The organism is Terriglobales bacterium, from assembly GCA_035454605.1.
In the GTDB taxonomy this organism is placed as follows: domain Bacteria; phylum Acidobacteriota; class Terriglobia; order Terriglobales; family Acidobacteriaceae; genus DATMAB01.
In genome coordinates, this window is sequence record DATIGQ010000054.1 from 1 (window position 1) to 12,427 (window position 12,427).

12 protein-coding genes are annotated in these 12,427 nt (G+C 64.9%); 5 read left to right on the top strand and 7 right to left on the bottom strand.

From position 1 onward, the window contains the following. Positions 1 to 113: 113 nt before the first annotated feature. From VLE48_03710 to VLE48_03720, 3 genes are read left to right on the top strand one after another with little or no spacing between them, the layout of a single operon-like run. Complete coding sequence (locus VLE48_03710; GenBank protein HSA92093.1) at positions 114 to 1,835, top strand: hypothetical protein; 1,722 nt, start codon at positions 114 to 116, stop codon at positions 1,833 to 1,835. Beyond that, a complete protein-coding gene (locus VLE48_03715) occupies positions 1,832 to 2,698 on the top strand; it encodes a penicillin-binding transpeptidase domain-containing protein (protein ID HSA92094.1) in 867 nt (288 codons plus the stop codon). Before VLE48_03710 ends, VLE48_03715 begins: the two co-directional genes overlap by 4 nt. Continuing rightward, complete coding sequence (locus VLE48_03720) at positions 2,695 to 3,771, top strand: SpoIID/LytB domain-containing protein (GenBank protein HSA92095.1); 1,077 nt, start codon at positions 2,695 to 2,697, stop codon at positions 3,769 to 3,771. The genes VLE48_03715 and VLE48_03720 overlap by 4 nt, the downstream gene beginning before the upstream one ends. Here VLE48_03720 and VLE48_03725 read toward each other — a convergent pair whose 3' ends face one another. From VLE48_03725 to VLE48_03750, 6 genes are read right to left on the bottom strand one after another with little or no spacing between them, the layout of a single operon-like run. Beyond that, positions 3,772 to 4,734, bottom strand: coding sequence for a quinone oxidoreductase (locus VLE48_03725; GenBank protein ID HSA92096.1), 963 nt, complete (start codon positions 4,732 to 4,734; stop codon positions 3,772 to 3,774). A 57-nt stretch (positions 4,735 to 4,791) separates the two neighbouring features. Next, the gene (locus VLE48_03730; protein ID HSA92097.1) at positions 4,792 to 6,213 is read right to left on the bottom strand and encodes a radical SAM protein; all 1,422 of its coding nucleotides are present in this window, start codon (positions 6,211 to 6,213) and stop codon (positions 4,792 to 4,794) included. A gap of 4 nt (positions 6,214 to 6,217) precedes the next feature. Beyond that, positions 6,218 to 6,682: a hypothetical protein gene (locus tag VLE48_03735; protein HSA92098.1), complete on the bottom strand. Its 465-nt coding sequence runs from the start codon at positions 6,680 to 6,682 to the stop codon at positions 6,218 to 6,220. A 16-nt stretch (positions 6,683 to 6,698) separates the two neighbouring features. Continuing rightward, positions 6,699 to 6,968 (bottom strand): hypothetical protein, encoded by a 270-nt coding sequence (locus VLE48_03740; protein ID HSA92099.1) that lies wholly within the window; start codon positions 6,966 to 6,968, stop codon positions 6,699 to 6,701. Next, complete coding sequence (locus tag VLE48_03745) at positions 6,956 to 7,720, bottom strand: hypothetical protein (protein HSA92100.1); 765 nt, start codon at positions 7,718 to 7,720, stop codon at positions 6,956 to 6,958. Before VLE48_03745 ends, VLE48_03740 begins: the two co-directional genes overlap by 13 nt. 16 nt (positions 7,721 to 7,736) lie before the next feature. Further along, the gene (locus VLE48_03750; protein HSA92101.1) at positions 7,737 to 8,504 is read right to left on the bottom strand and encodes a prolipoprotein diacylglyceryl transferase family protein; all 768 of its coding nucleotides are present in this window, start codon (positions 8,502 to 8,504) and stop codon (positions 7,737 to 7,739) included. A gap of 97 nt (positions 8,505 to 8,601) precedes the next feature. On the opposite strand from VLE48_03750, the gene VLE48_03755 reads away from it, so the two are divergent. Together VLE48_03755 and VLE48_03760 are read left to right on the top strand one after the other, a co-directional pair. Next, complete coding sequence (locus VLE48_03755; GenBank protein ID HSA92102.1) at positions 8,602 to 9,309, top strand: PilZ domain-containing protein; 708 nt, start codon at positions 8,602 to 8,604, stop codon at positions 9,307 to 9,309. A 146-nt stretch (positions 9,310 to 9,455) separates the two neighbouring features. Further along, positions 9,456 to 11,690, top strand: a complete 2,235-nt coding sequence (locus VLE48_03760) for a HEAT repeat domain-containing protein (protein HSA92103.1) — start codon at positions 9,456 to 9,458, stop codon at positions 11,688 to 11,690. Here VLE48_03760 and VLE48_03765 read toward each other — a convergent pair. After that, positions 11,654 to 12,427, bottom strand: a 774-nt coding sequence (locus VLE48_03765) for a GGDEF domain-containing protein (protein HSA92104.1), incomplete at its 5' end; no start/stop codon positions are given. The two genes, VLE48_03760 and VLE48_03765, sit on opposite strands and share 37 nt — an antisense overlap.

Genomic DNA, 12,427 nt, shown 5'->3' on the forward strand with positions numbered 1-12,427 from the left:
CGCCAGGCAGAGAACCAGCGCCGGCGGCCCAAGATCAGTCCCAACCTCCAGCAGGAGAATCTCGTACGGTCGCGCCTTACCGCGGCTTCAACCGCAGGGAAAGGAGGCCGGCCATGAAAAGTTTGCGGTTCCGCACGTTGCTGGCCGTGCTGGTAGTGGTCGTAGCGGCTGCTGCCTTCTACCAGGCGACCGCGCCAGCCGAGCGTCCGCTGGCCGATTCCATGCCTCCGGGTGCATTGCTGGTACTCGAAGCCAGGGACTTCTCCGCGGTCCTGGGTGACTGGAATCAATCGAAAGAAAAGGAACTGTGGCTGGCTGGCGACAACTACAAGGTCTTCTCCCGCTCGCGGCTGTTCCTGCGGTTGAAGGAGGCGCTGGACGAGTTCGGTGCGGCCGCCGGCCTGCAGCCGGACATGGCGATGGTGCAGTCGATCGCCGGCGGTGAGTCGGCGGTTGCGGTATACGACATCGGCAAGCTGGAGTTCCTCTACGTCACGCGTATGCCGGCTTCACGCGCGCTGGAAAGCCTGCTGTGGCAGAAGCGCGCGGAGTTCGAACCACGCAAGGTTGCGGAGATCGAATACTTCATTCGCACCGATCCCGAATCGCGCCGCGTGGTGGCTTTCGCCGCCACCGACGACACTCTGCTGCTGGCCACGCGGGAAGACCTGCTGGCGGGCGCGCTGCAGCGCATCTCCGGCCAGCCCGGAGCTTCCGCGGCGCACGAAGGCTGGTACGAGCGCGCGGTCAGCGCAGCCGGCAAACGCGGCGACCTGCGCTTGGTGATGAACCTGGAGGCGCTGGCCAAGAGCCCGCACTTCCGCTCGTACTGGATCCAGCAGAACATCAGCGAAGTACGGCAGTTCGCAGCCGGAGTCAGTGACCTGCACCGTTCCGCAGAGGAGTATCGCGAAGAGCGTGTGCTGATTTTCAAGGATTCAGGCGAGACGAGCGCACCCGAGGGCGAGCCGGCGGCCCTGGCCGAAGTGCTGCGCCTGGTCCCGGACGATGCGGGGCTCTATCGGGCCTGGACCTCGCCCAGTACGGACCATGCGCTGGAGCTGCTGGAACGCAAGGTGCTGGCCCCGCGTGCCGGCGCCGGAGCGCCTTCGAAGGTCGCGCCGGGGGTGGCACTGAGCGAGGGCGTCATAGGGAGCGAAAGCGATCTTGAGACCCGCATTGACGAAGCGCCGCTTCCGGCGGCGGGCGGAACATTTTCCCCGCAGGCCCTGCGACGGCTGCTCGACGCTGCCCAACTGCGGGCTCTGCTGGCGCTCCAGTCCAGCGTCGCGGAGAAGGATTCCGGGTTCGTCGGCAACCGCTCCGCCATCGTTCTGCTCGGCGCTTCGGAGTGGAATGGAGAAGCGGTGCGTGGCGCCCTGCGCGACGCAGTGGAGAACCTGTGGACGACGTCGCATCTCGGAGCGGCGTGGGTCGAGCGAAAGGAGGGCGGCGAGAGCTACCACGCACTGGACGGGCTAACGCGACTGGCGGTCGCCGTGCGCGGCCGGATGTTGGTGGTATCGGACTCTCCCGAGACGCTGTTGGCTGTGCTCCGAAGCTCCGCGGCGGCGCCCGTGCCCAACGATACTGTCTATGCTGCTGGCTTCCGCCATGGTCGCGAGCGCGAGAATTTCGCGCGCATGATGCGCTGGATGGATTACCCGGCCATGCAAAGCGAGAGCGGTGACGCCGAGTCACGCCAGCCGCGCTTTTTCTCCGAAAACATCGCCAGCCTCAGCCGAACCTTGGCGCTCGTGGAGTGCGCTACCGTCGTGCGGCAGCGCTCCGGCGCCGCCGTCAAGGAAACCGTGCGCTACCGCCTGCAGCCATGACCCGAATCCTCAGGTTCGTGGCCGTCGCACTGGCTCTGCTTGTGCTGGGGTGGCCCGCGCCTCCAGCTTCAGCCGGTTCTGGAACCGTGCCCGACCTCTACGCCCATTCGGTGGCGCGCGCGCTGGAGCAACGCTTCGACGACCAGGATCTTTCCTTCCTTCTGCTGCATGCGCGCACGAGCGAGATTCTCGGCGCGCGCTGGGAAGATGCCGACCAGCCCGTCCCCATGGGCTCGCTGCTCAAACCGTTCACGGCCCTGGCCTGGGGTGAAACCCATTCCTTCCGCTATCCCGAGCACGTTTGCCACGGTACGCGCGGAGGCTGCTGGCTTCCGCGCGGCCACGGACGACTTGGCCTGACGGCCGCCGTGGCCCATTCCTGCAACGCCTACTTCCACGCCCTGGCAGAAGGAATGCACGCCGAGGACGTTTCCTCGGTGCTGCGGCGCTACGGGCTCCCGCAATTACCACCGGAAGCTGCCGGAGATGAACTGTTCGGCGCCGGCAATCATTGGCGCGCTCAGCCGGCGGCTGTCGCGCGCGCCTACGTTCGCCTGGTGAAACGCGCCGAGGACCCCGGTGCTCACGAGATCGTCCACGGCATGATGCTCTCGGCTGAGCTGGGTACCGGAAGCGCCGTCGGCCACGCTGTGCCCGAGCATGCGGCGCTGGTCAAGACCGGCACCGCGCCCTGCCAGCATGCCAGGCACGCACCCGGCGACGGATTCGTGGTCTTGCTCTATCCAGCCGCTTCTCCGCAGTTCGTGCTGCTGGTACGCAGGCACGGGAAGCCGGGCTCGGAAGCCGCAGCGGTCGCGGGAGAGATGCTGCGCTTTATTGCGGGCACCGAAGAAGGATCATGAGGAAAGACCGGCATACCACAACACGCCGCTGGCCGGCCGCGGTGCTAGTGCTGGCAGTGGCGCCGTTCCTGTTCTCTTCGGGACAGCCGGTTGAGTCACCCACCGTTCGCATCGGCGTGTTCGGACTTTTTCGGCCACAAGAGCTTGTGCTCCGCCCAGCGCCCGGAGCCACCGTAACCATCGAACTCGGCGGCAGCGCTATGTCGCTGGCCGGAGGGCAGAGCGCGCACCTGCGCCTGATGAAGGGCGGGATCGAATGCCGCGGAGCCGGGCGGCGACTGGTCGGCAAAGTGCTCCGGGCCCGGTCTCCGGATGCCGGCGAGTTCCAGTTAGCTGTGCCAAACAAGATCGAACGCCACTATCGCGGAAGCCTCGGCGTCACAGCCTCCGGTGGAAGCCTGCAACCGGTCATCACCATGGACGTCGAAACCGCGGTAGCCTCGGCGGTGGCGGCGGAAAGCCCGCCTGGCGCGCCGCTGGAGGCGCTGAGGGCACAGGCGGTGGTGGCGCGCTCGTACTACGTCGCGGGACGCGGCCGCCACTCGGGCTTCGACTTTTGTGACACCACGCACTGCCAGTTCCTGCGCCATCCGCCGGAGGAGGATGATCCGGCCTGGCTTGCGACGGCGGCCACGCGCGGGCTAGTGCTCAGCTATCAGGGAGAGGTGCTGCCTGCGCTTTATTCGGCCAGTTGTGGCGGTCGCACTCTCACGCTGGCCGAGGCAGGGCTGAGGAGTGATGGCTATCCGTATTTCTCGGTCGCCTGTCCTGAACACGCCAAACAGTGGGAGCGGCGGCTGTCTGCCGCTGATGCAGAACGGGTCGTATCGGCAAAGCGCATCGAAGCCTCGCGCCTCGAGATCGGACGGCGACTAGGCTGGGACGCGCTTCCAGGCAACAGCTATGTGGTCGAAGAAAACGGCGACGAAGTCGTGCTTCACGGCCGCGGTCTGGGTCACGGCGTGGGCTTCTGCCAGCAGGGAGCCAGCGTACTGGGCGCCGAAGGCGCCAGCTTCCGTGAGATTCTGCAGCACTACTATCCGAGCACGGAAGTCATACCCGCTCGTCCCTGATTAGGGGATGAGCAGCAACTTTCCCGCGGTCCTGCGGCTCTCCAGATCCCGATGCGACTGCGCCGCTTCCCGCAAGGGGTAGGTCTTTTCAATCCTCAGTTGCAACTCGCCGGTTGCGACGAGCCCGAGGACCTCGCCGGCTCGCCACCGCAGTTCCTCGCGCGTCGCGACATGCTGGGCGAGGCCGGGACGGGTAAGGAAGAACGACCCTTTTTGCAGCCGGCGCAGGTCTAACGGCTCAACTGCGCCACTGGCCTGACCGAAAAGCACCAGCATGCCGCGTGGCGCGAGCGCCTCCAGGCTCTTGTCGAAAGTGTCGCGCCCGACCGAGTCGTAGACCACGGCGACACCTTTGCCGTCGGTGAGCCGCCGTGTTTCCAGGGCGAAGTCCTGTTGCGTGTAGAGGATGACGTGGTCCGCGCCCGCCTGGCGCGCCAGTTGCGCCTTGGCGTCGCTGGAGACAGTGCCGATCACGCGTGCCCCTGCGCGCTTGGCGAACTGAACCAGCAGCAGGCCGACTCCTCCAGCCGCGGCGTGAATGAGCGCCGTATCGCCTGCCTTGAGCTGGAAGGTGGAAGTGACCAGGTAATGCGCGGTCATGCCCTGCAGCATGGCCGCGGCCGCCGACCGGGCATCGATGCCGGCGGGCAGCCGCACCAGCCGCGAGGAAGGCACCAGCGCGTGTTCGGCGTAAGCCCCCAGCGTCATCGCCCAAGCCACGGCGTCACCTGGCTTCACGTCGGATTCGTCGCCTGTCTCTTCCACTACGCCGGCGGCTTCCATGCCGGGAACGAACGGAAGGCTTACCGGATACTGCCCTGAGCGGTGATACACATCGATGTAGTTGACTCCCGTCGCGGCGATTCGCACCAGAGCCTGCCCCGGTCCCGGCTTAGGAGTTTCTACCTCCCGCAAGACCAATGCTTCCGGCCCTCCCACCTTCTCGACAAGGATGGCGTTCATCGGTATCTCGTCCGGAGATGAGATGAACGAGCCGGGTGATCGGACGCGGAACTTGTGCTAGCCCACCTGCACCAGGCCTTCGGTCTCCTGGCGGAGCGGCGCAAGGCGTGTACGTTCCAATTCATCCCGATAGAAAAGATTGTAGGTGTCGAACGGAATCAGACGTCCGTCGGGATGCACGATGTGGATGCAGGTCTTTTTCACCGAGCGCACGTCGAAGGAATAGGCGTCGATGAACTGGATGATGAGCACGCGGAAGACGTTTTCGTAGCTGAGGTCGGGTGGCGCGGCCAGCATGGGCAGGCAGCACAGCAGCTCGCGCAGCGAGCCTGCGCCCGAGCGCGGCGAGTGATTGGTGGCGAACAGTTTGAACACGCCTTCGCGCACCGCATCGTCCTGTTCGTACACGATGGTGTTGCGCCCGGCGTTGATCAGCACCTGGGGATCGATCATCCCCGTCAGCGGCACGACCTTGCCGTTCAGCTTGAGCGCGTAACCCATCGCCAGTGAATCCGGATGGCAGGGAACCGGGATCACATCCTCGGGGCGGAAGACGGACGATTGTTCGAGGATCCTGCGCCGCACTTCCGTCAGCGTGAGCCGGTCGGTCGCCGGATCGAACTGCTCCAGCCGGCCTGCGGCCTGGATGGGCTGGAAGGTCACGCCGCGCACACAGGGTTGCTGCAAAGCGTAGTCGATGATGCGTCCGACTTCGCCGTCGTTCAGTCCCTTCTTGAGCGTGACTACCAACGTGGTGGAAACGCCCAGCCGGTTCAGCCGCTCGAGCGCCTGCTCGCGCACCCGGCGCAGGTCCGCGCCGCGCAGTTCCATGAGCGCGTCGCGTTCGAAAGAGTCAAACTGGAGATAGACCTCGAAGTCCGGCATGTACTCGGCCAGGCGCCTGGCGAAGTCCTCCTCCTGCGCGATGCGGATGCCGTTGGTGTTCAACATCAGGTGGCGGATGGGGCGCTGCTTGGCCAGGTCGAGCACGGCGAAGAAGTCGGGGTGCAGGGTAGGCTCGCCGCCCGAGACCTGCAGCACGTCCGGCCGGCCTTCGTTGCGTACCACGGCGTCCAGCATGAATTCGATTTCCCGCAGCGAGCGGAACTGCATGCGCGCCGGGCCGCTCTCGGCGTAGCAGATGGGGCACTTCAGGTTGCAGTAGTCGCAGATCTCCACCAGCGAAAGGCAGGAGTGCTGCTGATGGTCGCTGCACAAGCCGCAATCGTAGGGGCAACCCCACTTCACCGGCGTGTTGAACACCAGCGGCATCTCCGGCGGCTTGATGAACACTTCCCGGCAGCGCCGGTAGTATTCGACGTCGTCGGCAATCAGCACCTTTTCGTTGCCATGTTCCGGGCAGCGCTTGAGCAGGAAGACCTTGTCGTCCTGGAAGACGATCTTGCCTTCCACCTTGCGAAAGCAAGCGGAGCACAGGGAGAGCGCAACGTCGTAGAACAGATAGGGACGGACAGGCATGGCGTCACCTCGGTGGAGCGGAAACGGGCTTGGCGAAGATTATGCGAATCAGGCGGACCGCCACCATGACCAGCGCACCCAGCGCCAGCAGACAACCCAAATAGAAGCCGGTGGCAAACGGCCCGTACCAGTGGTTGTTCTTCACGCCTATCGTCTCGAGGAACCCGTAGCAGGAAGAAGCTCCGAGCACCGCGCCACTGGCCAGCATCACCAGCGCCTGCTTCCATGTAGGTCGTGAGACCGTGCTCCCGGTCTGGGCAGCCGGCGCAGCACTTCGCGACGAGGCGCGAATCACCATCAGCACCGTGCCGCCCAGCGCCAGAGCCATTCCGCCGGTGAATCCGGCGGCGAACAGCAGCGACAGCGTGTCATTGCTGTCGTAGAGCACGGCGCCATAGCAGGTCGAAGCGGCCAGCAATGAACCCGCTGCAAACAGGACGACGCCCTGCCTCCAACTCGGTGCGCTCACCGTCGGGGATCTCCCTTCAGCTCGTCTTGAGCAACTGGCGCGCTACCCAGACGAATCCCACGAACACGCCCAGGAACACCACAGCGATGCCCAGCATGCCTGGCTCTTTGCTCTTGTCCGCTACGAAGAAAAAGCCGAAGCAGGCGGACATCAGCAAAAAGATCAGGCTGGCCAGGATCACCAGGATGGCCACGACAACTCGCAAAGCGCTCCGTGGCTGCGCCTGTGGTTTTGCGGAGACGGATTCGTCGCTCACCTTGGCCTCCGACTCTTCTACAACACCCATCGGTATGCGGCCTGCTGGGCAAAATGTGCGATGGCCAGGTACACCGCTGAGGCGATGAACCAGAGGACCAGCGTGGCCGCCTCGTTCACGGCACGCCGGTCCCGCCGCCAAAGTTGCCACGCGAAATACGCGGCTGCGCCAGTCGCCACGATGTCCACCAGAGCTGCCAGGCGGCTCGGATCCCGGGTGGAAATGCCCGCGTAGAGCAGCAGAGTTCCCCACACCCACAGGCTATGAACGACGCTCACAGCGCTATACGCCAGCGCCAGTGCCACGCCCTTGCGCTCTGGCTGCTCGCGCGTGAGCCACAGCACCGCCCCATAAGGAAGCTGGTAGAGGACGAAGGAGACGATCATCACGGGCAAGAGCTTCACGGGATAGCCGGGCTGCATCCGGGTGATTACGATCCCCAGGAAGCTCACGCCGATGCTGATCCCAATGGCCAGCCGCAAGGGTTGCAGCAGCTTCGCTGCTTCGGCGGCGGGGAGCGGAGGCGGCGGTGGCGCGTCGGCGGTGGCTGCCGGCGCCTGCGACATTCCCTTGGCCAGCTTGAAGATCCCGTAGAAGCCTCCTACCAGGATGGCTCCGAACGTCACCACGGCGAAAGCCACGAACTTCATGTCCTCGGAGCTGCGGGAGGAGAACAGCCCGCATGCCGCCAGCAGCAGAAAGATCAGGCTGGCCAGCACGATCAGCACGGACAGGAACACGATGCCCAGGATGCGCAGTGCCTTGCTGGCTCCGCCCGCCAAGTGGTCCTCCTTTTCCCTAACCGTGGTCCACGGCTGCCGTAGGCCTTTCGGCTGATATCAACCAGCGCCACACGTCCCGCGCATAGTAGAGCAGCACGCCCACGCACGCCCACTGCAGCAGTGACAGTCCGACTACTGTCACACCGGGCTTGATGGAGTCCACCAGCAGGCGGAATCCCATGTAGCCCACCATGAACATCTTGAACAGGTCACCGTTCTCGTGCGGTTCGAGGGAGCGCCGCCACAGGAAGGCCGCCAGCAGCAACAGGAAGACAACCTCGTAAAGCTGTGTGGGATGCCGGGATATTCCGTCGCCGAAGTTCACGCCCCAGGGCAGCGCTGTCGGCGTGCCGAAGGTATGGTCCTCGAGTCCGGTCAGGAAGCACCCGATGCGCCCAACCGCCGTTCCCACAGCCAGTGGAATGGCGAACAGGTCGCCGGTCCGCGTGCGGATGGAAAGATGCCGCTTGGCCCACTCGACGGCTATCCATCCTCCGATCAGCCCGCCCACGATGGTCTTGCCGGCCATCAGGTAGGCAGGGTCGGGCCAGCGCTCCAGCGTCTGCCAGGGGTCCTCGAACCAGTAGAGGATCTTGCTGCCTACGGCGGCGCCGGCCGCCGCGGCCGCAATCACCGACCAGCGCAGCGGGCTGGCGATGGGATCGCCCGAGTGACGCCGCAACGCCAGGTAGATGCGAAAGCCCAACGCATAGGCGAGAGCCTCAAACACCCAGTGCGGATGCAGCCTCCACGAACCCAGGTGAAGGTAATAGGGGAAGTCCACTGGCGCGTCATTCTGTGGGCAGGCGTCTTGTGTGTCAACTGGCGCGTTGCGGAAGAGGTTGCGGAACCGCCGCCAGGTTGACACAATACGAGTCCCGATGACCGTCACCGCAACCACAAGCGGAACCGGATCGCTAAAGGCACTGGTGCGCGTAGCGCTGGTCAACCTGGACGAGCCCACTTCTGCTGTCCTGCGCGAATGCTTTCAGCAGTCCCGCGTCTCGACTGTAGCCGTCACCGGCATTGTGGAGCCGCGCCTGGCGAGGGAGAAGTTCGATGCCTGCGTCGTACGATTGAACGACCAGGCCGGCAAAGTATTGGAGGCCATGCGCTCCTCCAAGGAGAACCAGCGTGCGTTCCTTTATGGAGTGGCCCGGAGCAGCGAAGAGGCCTTCCCTTACGCCCGCCACAGTATCAACGCGCTGTTCCTCGAGCCGGTGGAGCGTGAGGCGGCCCAGAGGGTCGTGCAATCGACGCAAAACCTGGTCACGGGCCACATGCGCCTGTTCGTCCGTGTTCCGCTGATCACCGAAGTCATTCTCGATGCCGATGGAAAGCGCCACTCCTGCTACAGTCAGGAGATTTCGGGTGGGGGCATGGCCATGGTCACATCGGCCCGGCCGTCGTTGAACCGCAACGTTTCCCTTTCCTTCAGCCTGCCGTCCCTGCCGCGCCTGGTCATGAACGCCATCGTCTCCTATGTCACCCAGGCGGAGAACCTGTTGGGCGTGCGCTTCGCCCCGTCAGGGGATCGCGACCGCGTGCGCAAGTGGGTGGACGACTACCTGGGTGCCATCCACAAATAGAGTGCGGGCTCCCGGGAAACGATTCCGGCCATTCCGGCGTCTAATATGGCGCTGGGCCGTTCGTTAGGCCAGCCGGCCCTTCGGGTGCGAAGGTCTCCTTGAAACTCAGGCTATCTCGACTCATCCTCGTCCTTTGCTGCTTGTCTTTGTCCCGGCCGGTGGATGCCCAGGATCAACCGGTTGCACTCCATTACGACCTGCGTCCCGGCGATCACCTCATCTACCGGCAATCGATCGAGCGTGAGACTGTCGGCGGCCGTGTGGAGGCACTGTCGCGCGCCTCCTGGACGACCCATGTCCTGGTCGTCGATGAGCATGCCGGGTCGATGACCGTCGGGTTCCAGCGCAACCGGGACCACTACGAACTGGTCCGTTACACGCTGGATGGCGAGGACAGCGTGGAGCAGCAGCGCAAGCGCGCGGCGCCCGTTCTAGCCCGCACCGCCCGCTACGCCGAGGCCAACCGCTTGACCGCTTCCGGTGCACCGCTACTTCTTTGGCAGATGATCCGCGAATCGGGCAGCAAGATCCTGTTCGACTTCCATGAGATCCAGGCGCTGCCGCAGCAGCCGGTGCGGCCCGGCGACACCTGGCAGTCCCCCAGCGTCATGGGACTCCGCTTCCGCGCCGCTGCCTGGGAGACCATCGCAGAGCAGCGCTGCCTGCGCGCCGAAGGAACCTCGGCGGAGGGCAACGTCTCCGTGCGCTACTGGTTCTGCCCTGCGAGCGGCACCCTCGCGCGCCTGGAATATGAAGGCAGCTACCCCGGCTTCCTGCGAGGCATCACGCACGAAAAGATGAAACTGGAGCTAGCGGAGCGCCGCCGGGAGGAAGAACCCGACGAATGGCTCACGCAGCCCGACGTCCAGCACGGCCTGCTGGCCGGGCTGCTGGTCGCGGATACGCTGCCACTCGAGGTCGCAGACCTTTATGCTGCTCTCGATGACGGCGATGTCGAGGTGCAACGCCGGGCGCTGGCGCTGGCGTACCGGCGCCGGTTGCCGCCACCTTCTTTGGAACGGCTTTCCAAACTGCTCGCTTCTGAGAATCCGCGCGTGCGCACACTCGCCGTCCGTGAACTCGAGTCTTATCCCAACGATGCTGCGCGACCCCTCCTCGAGCGCGCCCTCGGCGACCCGGACTACTTCGTGCGCCAGGCGGCCCTTTCCTGGATGCGGGCCCGGCTTCCGGTGGCCGACGCGGCGCGACTGCGCGATCCTGCGCTCGCCATGGCGGCATGGGGGAGAGTCGGCGCTCAACCGCTACAAGACGCAAAGAACGAAGCTTCACCAGTCGCCGTCGGTGACGGGGCCGCGGACTCTGCATCCCGTTGCAGTGATCTCGAAGCGTGGACCGAGGGCATCCTGCGAGGGCGTCGATTCCCCTGGGAGCCCGACGACGTGCGCCCGCGCGCCATGACCTCCGGCCCCGATCCGGGCTGGCCCTACATCGTGCGCATCCCGGAAGACTACCGGGGCGACGAACCTTTTCCGCTGCTCGTCTACCTTTCCGGAAACAGCGGGCCCGCGATGGAAGGCGCGCTCATCGGAAACGAACCCGCCTCCCAGACCGGCTACATCGTCGTGTATCCGCATGCCGGCGGTTTCTGGTGGAAGCACGCGCCCACGGCCCGCGTGCATGGGTTGCTCGGCGAACTGATGCGCACCTTCAACATCGATCCGCGCCGCATTTTCGTCGCCGGAGTCAGCAACGGCGGCACCGGCGCCAGCTACTACGCCACACTCTTTCCGCACCGCTTCACGGCCGCGGTTTCACAGATGGGTGCGGGCTTTTTCATCCCTGAGGTCGAGCCGGACGCCCTGCCCCAGCCCGGCAACGCCGCCAATCTTCCCATGCTCTGGCTGCACGGCGCCTTGGACAAGACCATAGGGGCGTTCGCCACCACCGACAGCATCGAGCAGCTCAAACCCCACCGCGCCACGCTCGAGATGCACATCTTTCCCGACTGGGAGCACGAAGTCACCCTCGCCCACGACGAAGGCATGACGCTGAAGTTCCTGGAGCGCTTCGAGCGCCAGGCTTTTCCCCGCGTCCTTGCCTTCACCGCCCAGACATTGCTGTACCCGCGGCACTACTGGCTCGAGGTTGTGGAGAAGGAAGAAGGCGACGCCCGGGTCAAGGCCGAAGTGCACGATGACAATACCATCCGCCTGCAGACCGACAACGTACGCCGCCTGCGCCTCCTGCTGCGCCCGGAGCTCTTCCCCAAGCCCGGGCCGGTCCGCGTCGAGTGGAATGGGAAGCAGGTGTTCGCGGGCGAGGTTCGCAACGAGTGTGCGCTCCTCGAGCGCTCACTGGAAGCAACGGCAGATCCCTTTCTCGCCTACACCGCGGAACTCACGCTTGAACTTCCGCGATGAGACGAGTTCGGATCGGATTCCACGGCAAAGGCGACGCCGTTTTTCGAGCTGTTTTTCACTGAGTACATCAGGTGGTCCGCCGCCGTCACCATAGATTCCGTCAAGCCGGGTGCTACCGGGTAGGTCACGACGCCGATGCTGAAGGTCACCGGCCATCCCTGGCTCTCCGCCATCGATCGAAGGGCCCCTTCCAGCTTCGTAAAGGCCTGTTGAGCCGAGACGGCATCCGTTTCCGGCAGCAGAATCGCAAACTCGTCGCCACCCATCCGTGCCAGCAGGTCCGTGCGGCGCAGTTGGGTGCGCAGCGTTCGGGTCACAGCGATCAGAAGCGCGTCCCCCGTTCCGTGTCCCTGCGTGTCATTCACGGTCTTGAAGTTGTCGATGTCCATATAGGCCACGGTGAGCGGATGCTGGTAGCGTTGGCTCCGTGCGCGCTCCTCTTCGGCCAGGCGGTAAAAGGCGCGACTGTTGTAGGCGCCGGTGAGGTGATCGTTCTGGGCGAGGGCGTGCAGCCGGTCGAAGCTAAGCTTGAGTTCCGCCACCAGCAGCGCCGTGATCACGTACGATCCCAGGCGTATGGCGGCATTCCAGTAGAGAACCATGGGGCCGGAGACCGACGCGATCCGGTAGTTGGCGGCGATGTACGACACATCTGAAAGGATGGCGATCAGAAGACCGGCGCGGCGCCCGCCTCGCCAGGCTGCCAGCGCAATCGGAATCCAGTAAAAGAGGAAGAC

Bases quoted from the DNA above. Each gene is read 5' to 3' on its own strand.
- VLE48_03710 (HSA92093.1), top strand. From the start codon at position 114: ATGAAAAGTTTGCGGTTCCGCACGTTGCTGGCCGTGCTGGTAGTGGTC.
- VLE48_03715 (HSA92094.1), top strand. From the start codon at position 1,832: ATGACCCGAATCCTCAGGTTCGTGGCCGTCGCACTGGCTCTGCTTGTG.
- VLE48_03720 (HSA92095.1), top strand. From the start codon at position 2,695: ATGAGGAAAGACCGGCATACCACAACACGCCGCTGGCCGGCCGCGGTG.
- VLE48_03725 (HSA92096.1), bottom strand. From the start codon at position 4,734: ATGAACGCCATCCTTGTCGAGAAGGTGGGAGGGCCGGAAGCATTGGTC.
- VLE48_03730 (HSA92097.1), bottom strand. From the start codon at position 6,213: ATGCCTGTCCGTCCCTATCTGTTCTACGACGTTGCGCTCTCCCTGTGC.
- VLE48_03740 (HSA92099.1), bottom strand. From the start codon at position 6,968: ATGGGTGTTGTAGAAGAGTCGGAGGCCAAGGTGAGCGACGAATCCGTC.
- VLE48_03755 (HSA92102.1), top strand. From the start codon at position 8,602: ATGACCGTCACCGCAACCACAAGCGGAACCGGATCGCTAAAGGCACTG.